This window comes from Massilia sp. IC2-477, assembly GCF_020707265.1.
Classification (GTDB): Bacteria; Pseudomonadota; Gammaproteobacteria; order Burkholderiales; family Burkholderiaceae_D; genus Telluria.
Map to the genome: position 1 here is coordinate 44,961 of NZ_JAJFEQ010000009.1, position 21,670 is coordinate 66,630.

Sequence of the window (21,670 nt, forward strand, 5' to 3'; positions counted from 1 at the left end):
CAGGGGTTCCCGCTTCGAGGGTGACGCGGCCGCACCCATCCACCGGCCGCAGACTGAAGGAGCACGCCATGTCCCGTATCGAACTCGTCAATCCCGCCAGCATCCAGGGCGAAACCGGCAAGCTGCTGGAGCAGATCCATGGCGCCTTCGGCGCCGTGCCGAACATGTTCCGCGCGGTCGCCAGCTCGCCCGCCGCACTGCAAAGCATGTGGGGCAGCTTCGGTGCCCTCGGTAGCGGCACGCTGGGTGCGCGCCTGGGCGAGCAGATTGCCGTGGCGATTGCCGACCGCAACGATTGCGCATACTGCCTGGCCGCGCATACCGCATTGGGCCGCAAGGCTGGCGCCAGCGCCCAGGAAATGGCGGCCGCGCAGTCCGGGGAGTCGAGTGATCCGAAGACGGCTGCAGCATTGAAGTTCGCGATCGCGGTCGTCGAGAAGCGGGCTCACGTGGGTGAGGCCGACGTGGCGGCCCTGCGCGCCGCTGGCTTCGGCGACGGCGAGATCGTCGAGATCATGGCGCACATCGCCCTGAACCTGTTCACGAACTACGTCAACGTGGCCTTCGCAGTGCCGGTCGACTTCCCCGGCGTGAAACTGCGCGCAAAATGAACGCTTCCGGCTCGCATGTCGCGCCGGTATTAAATGGAAAATAGAAAATGCGCCACTTGAAGAGTGGCGCATTCGGTCTTGTGTCCGATGACCAGGACAGCGATTACCCCAGCGGCGTTGAGCGTACGAACAGGGCGATATGCGCCGCCGACGCTTCCGGATACTGGTGCTGCGGACCATGCCCCGCGCTCGGGAAGGTGAGCAGTTGTACTGTCGGAAGTTGTCCGTTCAACGCATACCAGTTTTCAACCGGGAAGATAATGTCGTGATCGCCACCGATGTGGAGAATCGGCACCGAGGTGGTCTTCAGCAGATCCAGGATCTCGTCGGATGGAAAAGGCGCGATCTTCGGTTCTGTACCCAGGTTTTGCGCGGCCCAGGCGACCGGCACCCGAGGGCTGAGGCCTTCGCTCCGGGCAGCGATGCGTTGCGCCGAGCGCCGTGCCGCTGCACGGCTGGCCTCGGATTTCGGCTCGAAGAACAGGATCTCTTCATGCGCCAGCGTGTAATCCGGGATGACCGCAGTCTCGTAGAAGAGGCGTTCGGCGATCTTGACGTTCTGCCCCGGCGGCGTGGTGCCGATCAGCACGGCGTGGCTCACGCGCTCCGGACGCATGGCCAGTACGATCTGGGCCACGATGCCGCCGAGCGACCAGCCGCCGATGACGACGTCGTGAAGGTCGAGCGCGTCGATCAGGTCGCAGGGATCCTGCGCCATGAAGCCGGGATGCATCGTTTTGTCGCCGGTGGAAAGCCCCAGTCCGCTGTAGTCGAAGGTGATGACCCGGAAACCTTCGTCGGCCAGCGCATCCAGGAAGGCCGGATCCCAGCTGTCGAGGTTCCCGCGAAAGCGGGTGCATAAGAGGATCGGCCGGCCGCTGCCGAGCGACCGGTAGGCCAGGGTGCGGCCCTTGACGTCGACGCTCTGGTTGGGCGTCGTGCTTGCGCGGAGTTGCGTGACTGCTTGGTCCATGATGGCTCCTTGAATGTCGTGGATCGATGGTCGATGCGGCCTTCCCGTGAAGGCGTGTGGATTGGATGGCAGCGCGCCCGGCGCGACGGACGCGCGACGGGCGGCTAGCCGAGTTCTTCCAGCTGGGCGATGGCACGGGCGACGCCGTCCCCATATTCCGGATCGCACTGCAGGCAGTTGCGAATGTGCCGCTCCTTGACCTGGCTCGACGCGCCGGCGATGGCGCGCGCCGTGTTCTGGAACAGGGTTTCGCGCTGCTGTGGCGTCATCTTCATGAAGAGCAGGCGCGGCTGGGTGAAGTAGTCGTCGTCGACGCGCTGGTTCCAGTGGTCGGCGGCCCCTTCCAGAGACAGTGGCGGTTCGCGAAAGTCCGGCTGCTCGGCCCATTCGCCATGGCGGTTGGGCTCGTACGAAGTGGTGCCGCCCAGGTTGCCGTCGACCCGCATGGCGCCGTCGCGGTGGTAGCTGTGCACCGGGCAACGCGGCGCGTTCACCGGGATCTGGTGGTGGTTGACGCCCAGCCGGTAGCGCAGCGAATCGCCGTAGGAAAACAGGCGGCCCTGCAGCATCTTGTCCGGAGAGAATCCGATGCCCGGCACCACGTGGGCGGGACTGAAGCCCGCCTGCTCGACTTCAGCGAAATGGTTGTCCGGATTGCGATTCAGTTCCAGCACGCCTACTTCCATCAGTGGATAGTCGTCGTGCAGCCAGACCTTGGTCAGGTCGAAGGGATTGAAGCGATAGCTGGCCGCATCCTTCTCCGGCATGATCTGGACGTACATGGTCCAGCGCGGGTAGTCGCCGGCCTCGATGCTGTCGTAGAGGTCGCGCAGGTGGCTTTCGCGGTCGCGCCCGATCAGCGCCGCTGCTTCGGCATCGCTCAGGTTCTCGATGCCCTGCTGGGTCTTGAAGGTGAACTTGACCCAGTGGCGCTCGTTATCGGCATTGATGAAGCTGAACGTATGGCTGCCGAAGCCATGCATGTGGCGATAGCTGCGCGGAATACCGCGCTCGCTCATGACGATCGTCACCTGGTGCAGGGCTTCCGGGAGGCCAGTCCAGAAATCCCAGTTGTTGTCGGCATTGCGCAGGCCGGTGCGCGGATCGCGCTTGACGGCGTGGTTCAGGTCCGGGAACTTGAGCGGGTCGCGCAGGAAGAAGACCGGCGTGTTGTTGCCTACCAGGTCCCAGTTGCCCTGCCCGGTATAGAACTTGATGGCGAAGCCACGGATGTCGCGCTCGGCATCGGCTGCCCCGCGCTCGCCGGCAACGGTCGAGAAACGCATGAACAGATCGGTCTTCTTGCCGACTTCCGCGAACAGGCTGGCGCGGGTATAGCGGGTGATGTCGCGGGTGACGGTGAAACTGCCGTAAGCGCCGGCGCCCTTGGCGTGCATGCGGCGCTCCGGAATGACCTCGCGGTCGAAGTGCGCCAGCTTTTCGAGAAACCAGATGTCCTCGAGCAGGGCAGGGCCGCGCGGCCCGGCGCTGCGTATGTTCTGGTTGTCGACGACGGGCGCGCCGGCGGCAGTGGTCAGCTTCTGATTCAGCTTGTCCATCGAACTGCTCCTTCGGTAATGCTGCGGAAAATGGTGGACGGCGGCGCCGGGCCCGGCGCCGCGCGGGCCTCAGCCCCTGACGAAAGCCAGCATGTCGGCGTTGACCTTGTCCTTGTGGGTGTCGGTCAGGCCGTGCGGGGCGCCCGGATAGACGATCAGCTTCGCATGCGGGATCAGCTTGGCCGAAGCACGGCCGGCCGCATCGATCGGCACGATCTGGTCGTCGTCGCCATGGATGATCAGGGTCGGGACCGTGAACTTCTTCAGGTCGTCGCGAAAGTCGGTCTCGGAAAAAGCCTTGATCGAGTCGTAGGTATTCTTGTGCCCGCCCATCATGCCCTGCATCCACCAGGACTGGATCAGGCCCTGCGAGACCTTGGCGCCGGGGCGGTTGAAGCCGAAGAAGGGGCCGCTGGGGATGTCGAGGTAGAGCTGGGAGCGGTCGGCGATCTGGCCCGCGCGGATGCCGTCGAAGACCGAAATCGGCAGGCCGCCCGGGTTGCTCTCGGTCTTGACCATGAGCGGCGGCACCGCCGAGATCAGGCCGGCCTTGGCCACCCGCTTGGTGCCGTGACGCCCGATGTAGCGCGCCACCTCTCCGCCGCCGGTGGAAAAGCCGAACAGCACGGCGTTCTTGACGTCCAGGTGCTCGAGCAGCTGGGCCAGGTCGTCGGCGTAGTGGTCCATGTCGTTGCCGTCCCAGGGCTGGCTGGAGCGCCCATGGCCGCGCCGGTCGTGGGCGATGCAGCGGTAGCCCTGGTTGGCGAAGAAGATCATCTGCGATTCCCAGCTGTCGGAACTGAGCGGCCAGCCATGGCAGAACACGATCGGCTGGCCGCTGCCCCAGTCCTTGTAATACAGTTGCACGCCTTCCTTGGTGGTAAAGATTGACATGGCATTTTCTCCTTTGGTTGACATCGCTCGGTGGATCGTTGCGGCCTGCTTCATACGGCGGGGATGCGGGGCCGTACGCGCGGCAGGGCATCGTCGACCGTGCGCAGGTGGCGCACCTGCAGGACGGCGCCGATGACGAACAGGACGAAGACCACGCCGATGGTCATGACCAGCGCCGGGTCTTCCTGGCTGCTGTACAGCGGTGCGCCGGCCGGAAGCCGGGTACCGGTTTCGGTGAAGCCGGGGATCATGTGGAAAAAGAAGGTCAGCGAATACGCCACCGCCACCACCGGATGGCCGTGCCTGCCGAACCAGCGCTTGCGTCGGGCGACCGCCGCGGCGCCCAGTACCAACAGGGTCAGCACGCCCAGCGCGTGCGCCGGGCTCGGGCCGCCATGGTTGAAGATGAAGAAGCCGGTGAGACAGGTCAGTACGGTCGTGACGATGTAGAGGGCGCCCGCAGCCGTGGTCGGCGCGATTTCCTTGTAGCGAACGAAGGCACGGATGCCTGCGCCGAGTGCGACCAGGCTGATGGCGGTGTGGATGATGCCGATGGTGGACAGTGCGGCCATGATGACTCCTCAGGACTGTTGAAGGATCCGTACCGGACGGTTCGGGTTCCCGTCCGGAAGGTGCGCACCAGTGTAAGAAGCGCGTCGCTCGCCCCGATAGTGAATGATCGTGAAGACCTGTCGCAAGACCGCGAGGTCGCGCCGCTTCACGACATTTCACGGGCCTGTGTGGAATGGCTGCGTACACTCGGTGCTCCCGAAACCCTCTCGCGAAGGAGCGGAAGTGAACTCGACAATCGATATCGCCGTGGCGGACGGCAGCTTTTCCGCGTATGTCGCACGCCCGGCACAGGACATCGCGCCTGCCGTCGTCATCATCCAGGAAATTTTCGGCGTCAACGAAGGCATCCGCAGCATTGCCGCCGACATGGCGGAGCAGGGCTTCATCGCCGTGTGCCCGGACCTGTTCTGGCGCAGTGAACGCAATTTGTCCATGTCCGAGAGCAACCCGTCGCACCAGGAGCGGGGATTCGCGCTCTATCGCGCCTATGACTTCGACCAGGGCGTGGGCGACATCGCGGCGACCATCGCCGCGGCGCGCCAGCTGCCGCAGTGTTCCGGCAAGGTCGGCGTGATGGGATACTGCCTGGGAGGCTTGCTGACCTTCCTGACCGCGGCCACCGGCACCGCCGACGCCGCGGTCGCCTATTACGGCGGCGGCACCGACCGTTTCCTCGACCGCGCGCCGGGGATCAAGACGCCGCTCCTGATGCACCTGGCCGGCGACGACGAGTACATCGGACCGGATGCGCAGGCGGCCATCCGCCAGGCGGTGGCGAACCGTCCCGAAGTGCAGGTGCACCTGTATCCTGGCCGCCAGCATGCGTTTGCCCGTCCCGGCGGCGTCCATTACGACCGGGAAGCCGCCGAGCTCGCCAACGGGCGCACCCGGGAATTCATGCGCCGGCATCTGGGGTGAAGGTCCTCGCCGCGGCGGCGGCGCGAACCCGTGTAAGCTTCATGTAAATATGCCGGTTCATAATCAAAATGCAAGCTGCCGCTGCTCCGGTGGCGGCCTTCGATGGCGCCGGATGTGCTTGTTCCGGCGGAGCGTGCACAGGCCCGCCCCAGAGCGGAAGGTTCTGCACGGAACACCTTGTCATCGTCTGCGTCCCAGGCATGCACACCGATAGCTCCCCTGTTGAGTTGGACTCAAGCACCCGCGCGGCGAGGCGAGCTGACCTTTCCCCCCTCACCACCGAGTACGTCTTCGGCGATTTCCGTCTTTATCCGGCGCGCAAGCTGCTGTTGCTCGGCGAGCGCCAGGTGCCGCTGGGCGGTCGCGCTTTCGACTTGCTGGTTGCACTGGTGATCCGGGCAGGCGAAGTGCTCAGCCACCACGAACTGCTCACTGCTGTCTGGCCGAGCTCGGTCGTCGAGGAAAATGGCCTGCGCGTCCAACTGTCGGCACTGCGCAAGATACTTGGCGAAAGCAAGGACGAGCCCTGGATCGTCACGCTTCCCGGCCGCGGCTACAGTTTCGTCCGGCCGGTGGAACTCAGGGTATCCGTCCCGGCCAGGGACAGCGGCCAGCCATGGTCGCTTCCCGGCCGGGCAGGAAGCGGCGGCAGGATCACGCGACTCCTGGGGCGCGAGGCGCTGCTCGCCGAGCTCGCCGGGCAAACGGCCGGCCTGCTTACCCTGACGGGGCCGGGCGGGATCGGCAAGAGTGCGCTGGCGCTGGCGCATGCGGACGAGCGGCGTGGCCGCCATGCCGACGGCGTCTATTGCGTCGATTTCGCCAGCATCCGCGACCCTGCGTTGGCGACGGCCGCCGTCGGCACGGCGCTGGGCGTGTCGCTGCAGGCGGGAGAACCGCTGGCCGGCATCTGCCGCGCCCTGCAGGGCATGCGCGCCTTGCTGGTGTTCGACAATTGCGAACACGTGCTGCAGGCCGTCGCCGAGATCGCGGCGCGCATCGGCGCGTCCAGCAAGGACGTCCGGATCCTGGCGACCAGCCGCGAGCCGCTCGGCATCGCCGGCGAACTGGTCAAGCGGGTGACGCCGCTGGCGCTGCCCGAACATACCGACAGCCTTGGCATCGAAGAGGCGCTGGCGGCGCCCGCCATCGCACTATTCGTCGAACGCGCAGTGGCCAATTCGCATCGCTTCGTGCTCACCAGGGAGAATTTGCCCACTGTGCTCGAATTGTGCCGGCAACTGGACGGCTTGCCGCTTGCAATCGAACTGGCGGCCGCGCGCATCGAGGCTCTGGGCGTCGACGGCCTGATGGCGCGCCTGAACGACATGTTCGGCCTTCTGACGCGCAGCCGCCGCCTGGCCGACGCGCGTCACGCGGCCCTGGACGCCATGCTCGACTGCAGTTTTCGCCTGCTTGACGACGTGGAGCGCGCCGTCCTGCTTCGGGCTTCGGTGTTCCACGCGCCGTTTTCCCTGGAGGCAGCGGTCGTCGTCTGCGAGTCAGCAACGCTCGCGCCGTCCGCGGTGGTCGACGCGGTGCTGGCGCTGGAAGAAAAGTCGCTGCTCGCGCGCGAATCCGAGCATGGCGTGGCGCGCTACCGCTGCCCCAACATCACGCGCCGCTACGCCGCTGCGCGCCTGCTGGAAAGCGGCGCAGCGGGCGATGCGGCGCACCGCCATGCCCGCCACCTGCACGCAGTGTTCGTGGGCGCCAGCGACGGGATCATCGGGCGCAGCCTCCCGCAATGGCAGCGCCAGTACGGTGGACTGAGCGCCGACCTGATGGCCGCACTCGACTGGTCCTTCGGTCCTGGGGGCGACGCCATGCTCGGTGTCGAGCTGTGCGCCTCGGTCCCGCTCCAGGTGATCGAACTGGGCATGATCGGGGCCTTCTGTGCCCGCATCGAGACCGCGCTGGGGCTGCTCGACGGCATGGCGGGCGGCGCTACGCAGCGTATCGAGGCGCGCCTGGCCTGCATGTGGGCGCTTGCCACCACCCATGTCAGCCTGCCGCGCGAACGGCGCACGCCCATCGATGCGCGCCTGGCCCGTATCCGCGACGAAGACGTGGCGCCGGACGAGCGGCCGCTGATCTTTGCCGCCATGTGCGTGTCGGCGTTCTCGGTCGGCGATTACGCGCGCGTCGTCCGTCTCGCCGAGCGCGCCAGGAGCGAAGGACAGCAAGGCGCTTACCGCGCCGGCCTGTCGGGGCAGCTGTTGCAGTTGCTGGCGGACCGCTGGAGCGCACTCGGCCTGCACTACCGCGGCCTGCACCGCCAGGCGCGCGAGTACGCCATCAAGACGCTCGAGTCCGGCCTGCCGAGCGGCTCCACCCAGGCGCTGGGACCGATCTCGCTGCGGGTGGCGATCGGCGTGCTGCTGGCTCGGATCGACTGGTTCGAAGGGGCCGCCGACGCGGCCATGGCGCGCGCGCTGCAGGTGGCGTCGGTCGCGGAAGACGAGCATCCGCTAGGCCTGGCCATGGCCCTTGGCCTGGGTGTGGCGCCGATCGCCCTTTGGCGCGGCGACGAATCGCTGGCGCGCGAGACGGTCGAGAGACTCGACAGCCTGGCGCGCCGTCACGCCCTGAGTTTCTGGTGCGAGTGGGCGCGCTATCTGCGGGCGCTCGTGCCCGCGGGCGACGCTGCTAGCGAGCGGCAGGACGATGGCCTGGATATCGATGCCGCGCCCCCGATGATGCTGGAACTGTTTGCCAGCGTTCGCCCCGATCTGCTGTCCGATGCGCTGCTCGCTGGCGCCGCTGAAGGCCTCTGGTGCGGCCCAGAGGCGGCCCGGGCCATGGCTGAACGTGCGCATGCAAAAGGGACCGCGCCGATCGAGGTCGAATCCGGCCTGGCCCGTGCCTTTGTCCAGGCACAAGCGCAAGGCGCTCTTGCCTGGGAACTGCGCTGCGCGACCAGTCTCGCGCGCCTGTGGGAGGCAAACGCCCGCGCGGACGAAGCCGGATCCCTGCTGCATCATGTCCTGATCCGTTTCCACCAGGGCTACGAGAGCGCCGACCTTCGCGCGGCGCGCGCGCTGCAGGAACACCTGGCAGGCGTGCGGGGCGGCAACGCTTGATGCGGCGCCAGCACGGCGGCTGCGCCGGGCTCCGCTACCGGAGGGCGCAGCCGGGCCGGCCGAGGGGCGCCAGGCACAGCAAGACAAGGCTCGCCGCAATGCTGACCGCGATCACGCCGTACATGGCGTGCGCGCCGCCGCTCGCCAGCAGCGGCAGCAACAACATGGGGGCGCAGGCGGCGCCCACCCGGTTGCATGCCCAGGCACTCGAGATCGCACTGGCGCGTATCTCGGTGGGGAAAAGTTCCGACGCGTAGAGCGTCAGCACCGATACCGAGATCATCGAGCACATCAGGAAGCCGAAACTGCTGGCAGCCAGCAAAACCGGCGAACCGGTGGCGATGAACAGGTAACCCAGGCCACCGGTGGCGATTCCGCAAACGGCGAGCGCGGTCCTGCGGCCGGTGCGGTCGATGACGAAGGAACCGAGCAGGTTGCCGACCAGGGCGCCCATGGTGGACAGGCCCACGTAGAACAAGGTGTCGGCAAGGGCGAATCCGCGCTGGGCGAGAATGGTCCCGGTCAGCAGCGGAAAGGCGATGGCCGACCAGGGAGACAGGAAGAACAGGACCGCGACCAGCGGCCAGCGCCGCCAGCCGGCCGGCGCGGCGGCATTGGCGGCCGGCGCCTCGGGCTGCCGCTGCGGCGCGGCGGCGATCACCGGCGCGGCCGCGGCCAGGCGCTCGCATTGCTCCCATGCTTCGGCAGCGCGGCCGCGCACCGCCAGCCAGCGTGGCGACTCCGGCAGCCGCAGGAACAGCGCGCCGACCGCGGCACTGGCCACGGCGCCGACGATGAAGCCCCAGCGCCAGGCCTCGATCGAGAGCGGCTGGAGCGGGACCAGCGCCCGTACCATGAAGGTGCCGAGCAGCGGCCCGAGCGAGGAAATGGCCACGGTCACGAACAGCATGCGCCCACGGTGGGCGGCCGGCAACAGGTCGGTCAGGTAGGCCACCATCAGCGGCGGATAGGCTCCCAGCGCCACACCGGACAGCGCGCGCCACGCGGTCAGGTCGCCGACGTCGCGGCTGGCGGCGGCGCCGACCGAGGTGAGCGCCAGGTAGAGCATCAGCGCGATCAGCATCTTGCGGCGGCCATGGCGGTCGGCCAGCCAACCCGACAGCGGCGCCCCGATGGCGGCGCCCACGAACACGGCTGCCAGCAGGAGGGACAATCCTCCCGGTGGGGTGGAGTAGGGCGGCGAGGCGAACACGGCGGAAAGCATGTTTCCCATCGTGATTTCGAAGGCGTCGACGGCAAAGCCGGTGGCGCACAAGGCCACTGCCAGGCAGTGCAAGCGTGTCACCGGCATGCCGTCGAGCTGTTGACCGACCATCGCGTCGGTCCGGGCGCGTTCCATGGGATCTCCTTGTCGTGATTCGCCCATGGTAGCGCCGGACGCGTCCAGCCACGCATGCAGCTGGTGGATTTCACAACATTTAACGAGCCTGCAAACCCGTCCGCCGGATTTGCCGGCGCATACTCCTACCGTTGGTATCAATGGCGAAGATGCGGTGCGCTACCGCGCGCCGTCGCATGGAGGAGAATGTGGCAGGAAGCAGCATGGACGGCAAGCAGCAGGTCATCGTTTTCGGGCCTTTCCGCCTGCACCGTCATACCCGACAACTGTGCCATGGCACGACGCCCGTCCGGCTTGGGGGACGCGCGATCGACCTGCTGTTCGTCCTGGTCGAGCGCGCCGGTCAGGTTGTCAGCCGCGCCGAGCTCGAGCGGCTGGTCTGGCCAGGCAGCTTGATTGAGGATAGCTGCCTGCGGGTACATATTGCTTCGCTGCGCAGGGCGCTCGGCGACGACGCTGGTGAGTCGCGCTATATCGCCAACGTTCCCGGCCGCGGCTACAGCTTCGTAGCGACGCTGACCAGCGTCGGCGAGGACGAGTGGGATGCGCCGGCGGACCGCCCGAACACCCCGCGCCCCTTGCCGGTCCGGATGACCAGCACCATCGGCCGTGACGAAGTCATGCGCCAGCTGTGCCAGCAGTTGGCACGCTGCCGGCTGACGACCATTGTCGGCCATGGCGGCATCGGCAAGACCACGCTGGCACTGGCGATTGCCGCCGAGCTGCAGCAGGACTATGCGGACGGCGCCTGCTTCGTCGACCTTGCCCAGCTCGGCGGAGGTGGCCTGGTGCCCGATGCCCTGGCGTCCACCCTGCGCATCGCCGTGCCCGGCGAAAGCGTGATGCTGACGCTGGAACGGTGGCTGGCCCCGCGCCGCATGCTGATCGTGTTCGACAACTGCGAACACCTGATCGAGGCGGCCACGCGCCTGGTCGAATGGATACTGCAGACCGCGCCGGGCGTCGATGTGGTAGCGACCAGCCGCGAACCCCTCGATGCGGACGGAGAATGGGTGCACCGGCTCGAACCGCTCGAATGCCCGCCGGACGACCCTGCCCTGAGCGTCGAGCGAGCGATGGACTATCCAGCCTTGCGGCTGCTGGCGGAACGCGCCGCGGCCAGTATGGATTCCTTCCACCTTCGCGCAGCCGAGCTGCCGGCTGCGGTCCAGCTGTGCCGGCGGCTGGACGGCGTACCGCTCGCACTGGAGTTTGCCGCCGCACGCATCGGCCTGCTGGGCGTGCACGGTGTCGTCGAGCAGCTCGACGACCGCCTGCGCCTGCTGGGCAGCGGGCGCCGCACGGTGCTGCCGCGCCACCGCACACTGCGCGCGCTGCTTGACTGGAGCTATGACCTGCTCGGTCCCGCCGAGCAGGCGGTATTTCGCGCCTGCTCCGTCTTCACCGGGCCGTTCACGCTGGATTCTGCGGTGGCGGTGGCTACCGGTCCGGAGAACGATGCCGCCGAGGTGGCCCGCTGCGTGCTGAGCCTGGTGGCGAAATCGCTGTTCATGGCCGACACCCGCGGGCCGGATGGCTATTTCGCCGTGCTCGGGATCACCCGCGCCTATGCGATCGAACGCCTCGACGACGATCCGATGCGTGCGGAGGTGGCGCGCCGCCACGCCTGCCATACGGTGGCGCTGATGGACGACTGCGAGGCATCCTGGGAAACCCTGGACCAGTCCACCTGGCTCGAGCGCGCCAGCTATGTTGTCGGCAACGTCAGGTCGGCCCTCGACTGGGCTTTCGGACCGGACGGCGACCGCGAGATCGGCGTGCGCCTGACCGCCACGTCCACCTTGTTGCTGTCGGGGATCGTCAGCGAGCCCGAAATGTGCCGTCATGCGACACGCGCACTGGACGCAGCCGCGGCGGGAGTGGCCATCGACCCGCTCGACGAAGTGCGGCTGCAGTCGGTACTCGCGATCGCCGCCATTCCCGGCGACGAAACCGGCCGTGGACCCGGCTCGGTGACTGACTGGACCAGCTTCGAACGCGCCATCGAACACGGCGAGCGCAGCGGAGCGCCGATCGTCCTGATCGAAGCGCTCTACAACACCTTCGCACGCTGCTTCGGCGCCGCCCACTACCGGCAGGCCGACGCCCACGCTGCCCGCATGTTCGATGTTGCCGGCCAGGCCGGCAATCCGCGCGCCCTGCTGGTCGCCAGGCGGATGCGCGCGCTGACCAGCCACATGCTGGGCATGCACGGACAGGCGCGTACCCTGGCCGAGGAGGTGCTTGGCGCACGGCTCTGGAAGCTTCCGCTGCGCTTGACCAGCCCGATGGACCGGGGCGTCTCGATGCGCATCGTGCTGGCGCGCACGATGTGGATCCAGGGGCACGGCGAGAAAGCCGCGGCCATTGCCCAGGAATGTATCGAGCGCGCCGCCAAGGACCGGGCGGCGTTCTCGCAGGCCAACGCCCTCGCCGTGTGCGCGATTCCGGTCGCGCTGTGGCGCGGCGATGACGGGGGCGCCCGTGCGCTTGTCGAGCAGCTCACGGCGCACACGGACCGGCACGCGATGAGCTACTGGAGCGCCTGGGCCCAGCTCTACCGGCGGGTCCTGATTGCCCGCTCCAGCCAGCCCGAGGACCTGTCGGGGATCGCGCTGGGCCTGGACGCCAAGCAGGCCGACCATTTCGCCACCTTTGCGACCAGCCTCGTCACCGAACGCGCGATGCTGCGCTGCCAGCAGGGGATGGTCGGCTGGTGCGCGCCCGAGGTGCTGCGCGCCAGCGGTGAACAGCTGCTCGTGCGCGCGGCTGCCGGGCCCGGGCTGGATGCGCGCGAGGGGGACGAAACCGCCGCCGGCGCCCAAGCCGAAGAACTGTTCCTGCGCGGCCTGGCCCTGGCGCGCCAGCAGGCGGCGCGGGCCTGGGAACTTCGCTGCGCCACCAGCCTGGGGCGCCTGTGGCAAGCGCGTGGGCAGGCAGGCAGGGCACAAGCCTTGCTGGAGCCTATCGTGGGCGCCTATCGCGAGGACCTGTCCAGCGCGGACATGCGCGCTGCCATGCAACTACTGGGGTGAGATGCGATGACGACTGCAAGCCTTGAACGCGATGGGAACCCGGCCGCCGGCGAAGATGAGCGCGAACACCTGGTGATCGGACCCTTCGTCCTGGCGCCCGGGGAGGGCAGCGCGCGCTTCAGGGGGAGGGCGCTGTCCCTGACCCGCGACGAATTCGCGCTGTTCAGGATCCTGCTCGAGCACGCGGGATCGGTCGTGGCCGAGCGCCTGCTGCACGACTGCTGCGCGGATGGCGGCGATTCCAGCCTCCTGTTCGAACGGGTCGCCGGCCTGAATTGCGCGCTGGCGCGCCATGCTCCCGACCTGTACGTGATGCAGGTCGCCAAGGGCTACACGCTGGTACTCCCGGCCGAGCCGGTCCAGGCACCACCAGGGCAAGCACTGATCGGCCGCGAGACAGCGCTGGCCGCGCTCGGCGGCATGCTGGCGAGCCACCGCTTCGTGTCGATCGTCGGTCCTGGCGGAATCGGCAAGACCAGCGTCGCACGCGCGCTCCTTGCAGGACTCGGGGAGCGCTATGCGGACGGCATCCTGACGCTCGACCTGGCTGCAATGTTCGACCCGCGCCAGCTGCTGCCGGCGCTGGCCCAGGCGCTGGGGGTGCCGACCATGGCCAATAGCGAGGCGGGCGACCTGGCGGAGCGCTTCGCCATCCTGCTGGCCCGGCGCAGGCTGTTGGTCCTGCTCGACAGCTGCGAGCACATGATCGAGGCGGCCGGGCAGATGGCCGAAGCCCTGCTTGCCGCACCCGGGGTGTCGGTGCTGGCGACGAGCCGGGAGCCGCTGCGCGCGGATGGCGAGCGGGTCTACCGCCTGGAGCCGATGGCCTTGCCGGCTCGGGGAACGGCGGACGTGCCCAGTGCCCTGGCCTCGGCTGCCGTCAGGCTGTTCGTCGCCCACGCCTTCGGCGCGCGCGGGCTGCAGGCGCAGGATGTCGCCGCAGTGACGCGCCTGTGTCGCGACCTGGATGGCTTGCCGCTTGCCCTGGAGCTCGCAGGCTCGATGAGCGCCAGGTTCGGCCTGGAGCAGCTGGCGTCCCAGGCCGGGCAGCGCCTGCTGGCCGACGGGACTGCGTCCACCGGGGCGCGCGAACGCCACCTGAGCCTAAGTGCGATGCTGGCCTGGAGCTACGACGTGCTGTCCGAGGACGAAAAGACGGTGTTTCGCAGGCTGTCCGTGTTCCGCGGCGGCTTCACCCTCGAGGCTGCTGCCGTGGTGGCCGCCGACACCAGCTTGACCGGCGCCGACGTCAAGGAGATCGTGATCGGCCTGATGGGGAAGTCGCTGGTCAGTGCTGCGCGCGAGCCGGACGGGCGCCACCGGCTGCTCGACACCACCCGCGCCTATGCTGCGCACCTGCATGCGCAGGACGCGGACTGCCTGCAGGTGGTGACGCGCCATGCCGGTTTCCTGTGCGGCCTGCTGGAAGAAGCACAGGTCGCCTGGCTGCACATGCCGCGACGCCCCTGGCTGGCCCTGTATGCGCCCTGGCTCGACGACGTGCGCGCGGCGCTCGACTGGGCCTACGCCGACGGCGAGGGCCGGATCGACAACGGGGTCCTCGGCGCGCACCTGACCGTATTGAGCTTCCCCCTGGCCGATCAGGCCGGCGCGGTACTCGAATTCAGCCGCCACGTGAGGCAGGGTCTGGCAGTACTGGCGCGGATGGACAATCCCCCCCAGATCCTGCGGATGCGCCTGGCGGCCTATGCCCGCGACAATATCGACGAGCCCTTCGGCGACGAGGTGGTCACGATGGCCCAGCTCGACGACGGAATCCGCAAGGCCGAGCTGGCGGGCAATCCGCAATCGATCGTGGCGCCGCTAATGGGTTACTGGTGTTTTTGCTTCGGCGCCGCGAAGTTTTCCCACGCGCTCGAGACTGCCCACCGCCTCTCCGCGACCGCGCGCAGGCTGGATGACGCGACGCTGGCGCTGATCGGCAGGAAGACCACTGCACAGGCACTGCACTTCATGGGCAGGCACCAGGAAGCGATGGGATCGGCAGCCGAGGCGCTGGCCCTCAGCTGGCGCAAGATTCCGTTGAGCTATTCATCGGCCCCTGTCGACATCGCGACCGCGATGCGGCTCCTGATGTCCCGCATCCTGTGGATCCGCGGCGAGTTCGGGCGTGCCTCCGACCTGTGCGCCCAGGCATGCCTGGAAGCCCAGGATGACCGACCGATGGCGCTGTGCCATGCCCTTGCCCTGGCGGCGATCCCGCTGGCCTTGTGGAATCGTGACTTTGGCTCGGCGGAGACGCTGCTGGCGACGCTCGAGCGGCACGTGCAGCGCTATTCCATTGGCCTGTGGCAGACCTGGGCCAGGAACTACCGCGAGGTGCTGGCAGTGCTGGCCGCGGGAGGGGCGATCGCGCCGGAGCGCGCCCTGCGCGTGGCGGCCGGCGTCGCAGGCAGCAGCTGCATGCAGTCCGACCACCTTGCGAGCTTCGACGTCCGCCTGCTTGCGGCGGGGGCGGTCGAGCGTGCCCACAAGGGCGTGGTTGGATGGTGCGTGCCCGAAACCTTGCGTGCGCAGGCGGAAGCCTTGATGGCCTCGGGCGACAGGGATGCGCTCCATGCCGCCGCAGTCCTTCTGGTCAGGGCGCGCACGCTTGCGCATGAGCAGGACGCACGCTTGTGGGAGCTGCGCACTGTCTGTTCGCAGGTGCGGCTGGCCGAACGCCTCGGCAGGCCCGAAGCATTCGTCGCCGACCTCGGCACGCTGGTGGCGCGACTGGGGGAGGGGCGTGAGGTCGCCGACCTGCGCATGGCGCGCGCACTGCTGGCGCGCGACAAGGCGGAGCGTGCAAGCGGTTCACAACATTAAACGTTTTCCTTCCGCGTGTTGCCTATGATGGAAAGATCGACAAGGGTCAAGCACAGCGGTGGAGAGACGGAATGGGCAAGCAAGAGGGACCGGCGTTTTGTGAAACGGGGGGCGAAACGAATGATGGTTCGATCCAGTTCGGTCCCTTCGAGTTGTGGCCGGAGCAGCGCGAGCTGCGGCGTGACGGCGTACTCGTCCAGCTGAGCGCCCGTGCAATCCAGCTCCTGACCATCCTGGTGCAGCGGGCTGGCGAGGTCATCGGACGCCGCGAGCTGGCGGGCCAGCTGTGGCCGGACGGCGGCGTCGACGACAGCAGCCTTCGGGCCCACGTCGCGGCGCTGCGCCGGACCCTGGGCCACGAACGCTACATCCTGAACGTGCTGGGACGCGGCTATACCTTCGTGGGACGCTGCCGGCGGCGCGCCGCCGCGCCGCCGGCGGCGGTGCACGGCCAGCTGTTCCCGGGCGGGGCGCTGCCCGGCGCCGGCACGGTGCTCGGGCGCGACGAGACGATCGCACTGCTGAGCGGGCAGGTACTGCGCCAACGCCTGGTCTCGGTGGTCGGCGCGGGCGGCGTGGGCAAGAGCATGGTCGCGCGGGCGGTGGCACACCGGCTGGCCCAGGACTTTGCCGACGGCGTGTGCCTGGCGGATTTCGCCGCCGTCGTCGACGCCGAGGACGTCGCCCGCACATTGGCGTGCGCGCTCGGCATTGCGACAGTCCGAGGAGATCCGATGCGCGCCGTCTGCGAGGCCCTTGACGGTGCCCGCCTGCTGGTGGTCATGGACAATTGCAGCCATTTGGCGGATGCGGTAGCGGTGCTGGTCGAACACCTGCTGGCGCAAACCCGCGCGCCCCACCTTCTGGTGACCAGCCGGGAAGCCTTGTGCCTGCAGGACGAACGCGTTCATCGCCTGGCCCCGCTGGACACTTCGGATGGGAAGACAGGGCTGGGCTCGGCGGCGGTGCAGCTGTTCCGCCGGCGCGCCGGCGACCTGGGCGTGCGGTTCGATGTGGATGATGAGGCCCGAATCGATCGGATGTGCCAGCATCTGGAAGGCAACCCGCTGGCGATCGAACTGGCGGCCGTCCACGCTTGCGAGCGCGGCCTCGATAGTATCGAAGCGGGCTTCGACTGGCTGTTTACCCCGTCGGAGCGGTGGCGCGGCGGGGATGCTCGTCACCGCAGCTTCGGAAACATGCTCGACTGGAGCGTGGAAATGCTGCCGCCGCAGGAGCGCACGGTGCTGCGCCGGCTTGCCGTGTTCCACGGCAGGTTCACCATGGACTGGGCGGCCGAGGTGTGTTCGTGTACGCACATCAGCCCGGCGCAAGTCGTCGAATGCACGCTGGCGCTCGGCGCCAAGTCCCTGGTCAACGTGGTGTACGATGGCGCAGCCCCGCACTATCGCTTGTCGAACACGACGCGCCTGTACGTGCGGCGGCGCCTGATGCGCAACCTGGAGGCGGCCGACCTGCAGCGACGGCACGCCGCCAGCGTCACGGCGCTGTGTCGACGGGCCCATGCCGAGTTGCTGCACTTGCCTGCTTCGCAGTGGCGCGCCCGCCATACCAGCATCCCCGGCGAACTCGGCGTTGCCCTCGACTGGTGCTTTTCGCCGTCGGGCGACCCGATGCTGGGCATCGAGCTGGCTGCTGCCGCGCGTTTCGTGATGTGTGAACTGGGCAGGGGAGACGAGCATCGGGGCCGCATCCTGCAGGCGCTGCGGATGCTGGACGGCCTGCCTGGCGTGGACGCCAGGCTCGAGCAGCGCCTGCTGATTGCGCTGACCTTGCTCGACTCCCTCTTTCTCGACGATGGTGGACAGGAAGATGCCGAGTGGGCACGCGTACGCCTGCTTGAACTCGCGAGCCGGGATGGCGCCGACGAGCCGCTGGTGTCGTTCCAGGCCATCGCCGGCTGGGGCCTGGGCCAGGGATGCTATCGCGTGGTACTGGAGATGGCCGAGCGCATCGCTGCATGCGCCGGCCGCACGGCGGAGCCGGATGCGGTGGTGCTGGCGACCCGTTTGCGCGCCCAGGGACTGCACTTTCTCGGCAGGCATGAAGAGGCGCAGGCCCAGGCGCGGGCGGCGCTGGATAACGCGCCGACACGGCGTACCGTGCACTACCTGTCGAAGGTCCCGGTACCGGTGTCGATGGGCGTGCTGCAGGCGCGCACGCTGTGGATCCGGGGGCGCCCGGACAGCGCGCTGCACGCGGCGGATGAGGCCCTGGCGCGGGCGGAAGGGCATCATCCGCATGCCCTCTGCATGGCCCTGGGCCTGGCGGCCATCCCGATTGCCCTGTGGCGGGGAGACAGTGGCCTTGCGCAGGTGCTGGCCCAGCGTTTTGCCGGACTGGTCGAGCATGCCGGGATCGCGTTCTGGCAGCCCTGGAGCGACTGCTTCCGCTACCTGCTGGAGCCGGGCCATGCCGCATCCGGACATGCTCCCCTGCCATCGAACAGCGTGCTGCGCGACATGCTGGCGACCTTCGACAGCAGGCTGGTGGACGCTGGCTGCCTGGGGCGCGTGCGCGAGGGACTGGTCGGCTGGAACGCCCCCGAGGTGCTGCGTGCCGATGGGGTGCGGCGCCTTGCCGACCATGGCGCACGCGGCGCGGCGGAGGCGGCGGGCCTGTTCCTGCGCGCCCGGAGCCTGGCGCGCGCGCAGGGAGCGCTCGGCTGGGAGCTGCGCGCCGCCGTGTCGCTGGCGGAGTTGTGGACCAGCGGGGAGCGGGGAGAGGACACACGGCGGGCGCTCGCCGAGTTGTTGGCCCGCTTCGACGAGGGACTGGGGACGGGTGACCTGGTCCGCGCGCGGACGCTGCTGGCCCGCACCCCGCAGCGCCAGCCCGCCGGCGCGCTCTGGTGCTCCACCTTGCTGGACTGAAGCGGGCGGCTTCACAAGTCTTCACAAGCGGCGCGCCTGCGCTCGGCTAGGATGCACATATCGCCCTTCACGCCGAGTCCCATGCTCCCCATCCATGCATATTGCCGCGTCATGCGGCCCGCCAGCCTGGCCGGCGCAACCCTTGCCTGGGCCGCGCTGGCCCCGGCCGCACTGGCCCAGGCCAGCGCCGCAGGCCACGACGAACAGGACGCGCCAGCCATTCCGGAGGTGGTGGTCAGCGCCGAACGCTTCACGTCGCTGGCGCGCACCACCCCGGTATCGGTCGGCGTGATCGAAGCGCGCGAGATCGAGGCCAAGGGCATCGTCGACCTGCACGGCCTGGTCGGCGTGATCGCCGGCGTGGCGGTGCCGAACGGCTTCTCCAACATGCCGCAGGCGGTGGCGATCCGCGGCGTCGGCGCCTCGCTGCCGGCCATGAGCCAGGCGGTCGGGATCTACCTCGACGACGTGCCGCTGCTGCGCGGCTATGCCACTGCGCTCTGGGATTTCCCCGATATCGAACGCATCGAGGTCCTGCGCGGACCCCAGGGCAGCCTGTACGGCCAGAATTCCTCCGGCGGCGCCGTCAAGTTCGTGACCCGCGCGCCCACGCCCGAGCGCCAGGCCTGGTTCGCGCTGGCGGGCGGCAACCGCGGCGCGCGCGAACTACGCGGCTACGTCAACGGCGCGCTGGCCCCCGGATTGTCCGGCAGCCTGGGCTTTTCCCGGCGCTTCAACGACGGCTTCGGCTACAACGCCACCCGCGGCGAGCGCGTCAACCGGCTCGACGTGGCCCAGTTCCAGGGCAAGCTGCGCTGGACCGGCAGGCGCGGGCTCGAGGTGGTGCTGGCGGTCGACGGTGTCGCCGACCGCTCGGACACGCATACCCTGAACTATCCGCTGAACCACCCGCGTGCGGCGCCGCGCATCAGCTTCACCCCGCATGGACCGGGCGCCTTCGAACGGCTCGGCGGCGGCGGTTCGCTGCGCCTGGTCAAAGCGCTCGGCGAAGGACTCGAGCTGCGTGCGATCACGGGCTACCGGCGCTACCGGGACGATCCCTCCGTGGCCGACTTCGGCGGCCTGGAAACCACGCGCATGGTCATCAGCCAGGTGGTCGAACAGAAGGCCTTCTCGCAGGAGCTTCAGCTGCAGGGCAGGGGGGAAGGCCTGGACTGGACCGCCGGTCTGATGCTCGTGCGCGACGAATTCGATTTCCGGCGCCTGACGATGGTCCAGCCTCCGGGGGCGCCGGCGCCGGCCTGGAGCGACGCCCAGACCAGGCAGGAAACGCGCGACCTGGGCCTGTACGCCCAGGGCCGCTACCGGCTCGACGCCGCCACTGGCCTGACCCTGGGATTGCGCGCCTACCAGACGCGCCAGAAAGGCAGGAACGAATTCTGGCGCGCCAGCAGCGCTGGCCTGCGCACTGCCAACGTCTACCTGGCGCCCGGGCTGGAAACGGAAAGTTCCGGCGTGCTCCCGCGCATCGCCCTCGACCGCCAGTGGTCGCCGGCGACCTATTTGTACGCCAGTTATGCGCGCGGCGAGAAATTCGGAGGCTTCAACCGGGCCGCCGAATCGCTGGCCTCGGCGCGCCAGGCGAGCGATCCGGAACGGGTTGCGACGTTCGAGGCGGGACTCAAGGGCCGCTACGCCGGCGGCGCCCTGACCGCCAACCTGGCGCTGTTCCACAACGACTACGACGATTACCTCGCTTCCCTGACCGGCACGCGGATCGGCGGCGTCCAGGTCAACGATTCGGTGCTGATCAACGCGGCGCGGGCCCGCAGCTACGGGATCGACGCCGATCTGGCCCTGGCGCTCGGCCAGCGCACCCGCTGGACGGTGACGCTCGAGGCGTTGCGCTCGCGCTTCGACGATTTCGTCAACCCGAGCGGCGCCGACGCCGCCAACTTCGTCGGCAAGGAATTGCCGAACGCGCCGCGCCTGAGTGCAGGCACCAGCCTGGTACACCTGCTGCCCCTGCGGAGCGGGGCCTCGCTCGGGCTCGATCTCTCGGCCAGCTACATGCGCCGCCATTTCTCGGATGTGTCGAACAACGCAGCGCTGGCGATTCCCAGCCAGGCCTACCTGCACGCGGCGCTGGTCTACCGCAGCCCTTCGCGCAAGTGGAGCCTGTCGCTGCGGGGGCGGAACCTGACCGACAAGGCCTACCCGACCTTGCGTACCCGGATCGCACCGCTCGGCGTCGACACGGCCTACTACAACCCGCCCCGCACCCTCCTGCTGACCCTGCGCTACGATCATTGACCGGGCCGCCGCGGACGCGCGCGGCAGCCCGTCCCGTCAACGCATCACCAGCTGGTCGGTCGAACGCATGTCGGCGTAGGCGAAACCGAGGGCCGCCATGAAAGCCGCATGCGCATGCGCCGCGGGCACCCTGACCCCGTTGAATTCGAGCTCGCGCGAGGCGCAGGCATCGTGCGCCACCGTCACCTTGAAGCCGAAATCGTTGGCGGCCCGGGTGCAGGCATCGACGCACATATGGCTCATGGCGCCGCAGATCAGCACTTCGTCCACCCGTTCGCCCTGGAGCATCGACAGCAAGGGCGTATCGCGGAAGGAGTTGATGTGGTGCTTCAGGACCACCGGCTCGCCCGCGACAGGCGCGGCGGAAGGGTGGATGGCGGCGCCGGGCGACCCGGGCGCGAAGAAGGGCGCGTCCGCTCCCCCGAACTCATGGCGGATGTGGACCACCGGCATGTCGCGCTCCCGCGCATGGCGCAGCAGCCGGCCCACATTGGCGGCTGCCGCATCCATGCCGGACAGCTCCCATTTACCGTCCGGGAAATAGTCGTTCTGGACGTCGATCACAATCAGGGCTTGCTTGCTCATCATGACTCCTTGGTCTGGTGAAGTGTTGCCGGGCTGCGGATGCCGCCCGTGCACTGGCAGCCTGCCGGCGCCGCCCGGGGCG

General features: G+C 68.6%; 13 protein-coding genes. 7 read left to right on the forward strand and 6 right to left on the reverse strand.

Translation table 11 applies throughout. The features are described from left to right. Positions 1-68 precede the first annotated feature (68 nt). Positions 69-611, forward strand: coding sequence for a carboxymuconolactone decarboxylase family protein (locus LK542_RS18175; RefSeq protein ID WP_227813004.1), 543 nt, complete (start codon positions 69-71; stop codon positions 609-611). A gap of 103 nt (positions 612-714) precedes the next feature. Here LK542_RS18175 and LK542_RS18180 read toward each other — a convergent pair whose 3' ends face one another. The 4 genes from LK542_RS18180 to LK542_RS18195 form a co-directional block, all read right to left on the reverse strand. Further along, entirely contained in the window at positions 715-1,584 is an 870-nt protein-coding gene (locus LK542_RS18180) for an alpha/beta fold hydrolase (RefSeq protein ID WP_227813005.1), read from the reverse strand. Positions 1,585-1,688: 104 nt separating this feature from the next. Further along, positions 1,689-3,143 (reverse strand): catalase, encoded by a 1,455-nt coding sequence (locus LK542_RS18185; RefSeq protein WP_227813006.1) that lies wholly within the window; start codon positions 3,141-3,143, stop codon positions 1,689-1,691. Positions 3,144-3,212: 69 nt separating this feature from the next. Then, a complete protein-coding gene (locus LK542_RS18190; protein WP_374040167.1) occupies positions 3,213-4,091 on the reverse strand; it encodes an alpha/beta fold hydrolase in 879 nt (292 codons plus the stop codon). After that, positions 4,088-4,609, reverse strand: a complete 522-nt coding sequence (locus LK542_RS18195; protein ID WP_227813008.1) for a hypothetical protein — start codon at positions 4,607-4,609, stop codon at positions 4,088-4,090. The genes LK542_RS18190 and LK542_RS18195 overlap by 4 nt, the downstream gene beginning before the upstream one ends. Positions 4,610-4,832: 223 nt before the next feature. Between LK542_RS18195 and LK542_RS18200 the strand changes: the two genes are divergently transcribed. Next, the gene (locus LK542_RS18200) at positions 4,833-5,528 is read left to right on the forward strand and encodes a dienelactone hydrolase family protein (protein ID WP_227813009.1); all 696 of its coding nucleotides are present in this window, start codon (positions 4,833-4,835) and stop codon (positions 5,526-5,528) included. 227 nt (positions 5,529-5,755) lie between these two features. Next, a complete protein-coding gene (locus LK542_RS18205; protein ID WP_227813010.1) occupies positions 5,756-8,611 on the forward strand; it encodes a winged helix-turn-helix domain-containing protein in 2,856 nt (951 codons plus the stop codon). 34 nt (positions 8,612-8,645) lie between these two features. Here LK542_RS18205 and LK542_RS18210 read toward each other — a convergent pair whose 3' ends face one another. Next, positions 8,646-9,971, reverse strand: coding sequence for an MFS transporter (locus LK542_RS18210; protein WP_227813011.1), 1,326 nt, complete (start codon positions 9,969-9,971; stop codon positions 8,646-8,648). A gap of 203 nt (positions 9,972-10,174) precedes the next feature. Here LK542_RS18210 and LK542_RS18215 point away from each other — a divergent pair, with 203 nt between their 5' ends. The 4 genes from LK542_RS18215 to LK542_RS18230 all read left to right on the forward strand — a co-directional run bounded on the left by LK542_RS18215 (position 10,175) and on the right by LK542_RS18230 (position 21,003). Continuing rightward, positions 10,175-13,006 (forward strand): winged helix-turn-helix domain-containing protein, encoded by a 2,832-nt coding sequence (locus LK542_RS18215; RefSeq protein ID WP_227813012.1) that lies wholly within the window; start codon positions 10,175-10,177, stop codon positions 13,004-13,006. Positions 13,007-13,012: 6 nt separating this feature from the next. Next, positions 13,013-15,835 carry an AAA family ATPase gene (locus tag LK542_RS18220; RefSeq protein ID WP_227813013.1) on the forward strand — a complete coding sequence of 941 codons (2,823 nt, stop codon included), beginning with the start codon at positions 13,013-13,015 and terminating at the stop codon, positions 15,833-15,835. A gap of 71 nt (positions 15,836-15,906) precedes the next feature. Continuing rightward, complete coding sequence (locus tag LK542_RS18225) at positions 15,907-18,729, forward strand: winged helix-turn-helix domain-containing protein (protein WP_227813014.1); 2,823 nt, start codon at positions 15,907-15,909, stop codon at positions 18,727-18,729. 81 nt (positions 18,730-18,810) lie between these two features. Further along, positions 18,811-21,003 (forward strand): TonB-dependent receptor, encoded by a 2,193-nt coding sequence (locus tag LK542_RS18230; RefSeq protein ID WP_227813015.1) that lies wholly within the window; start codon positions 18,811-18,813, stop codon positions 21,001-21,003. A gap of 36 nt (positions 21,004-21,039) precedes the next feature. Here the strand turns inward: LK542_RS18230 and LK542_RS18235 are convergent, their stop codons facing one another. Continuing rightward, positions 21,040-21,588: a cysteine hydrolase family protein gene (locus LK542_RS18235; RefSeq protein WP_227813016.1), complete on the reverse strand. Its 549-nt coding sequence runs from the start codon at positions 21,586-21,588 to the stop codon at positions 21,040-21,042. Positions 21,589-21,670: the final 82 nt, after the last annotated feature.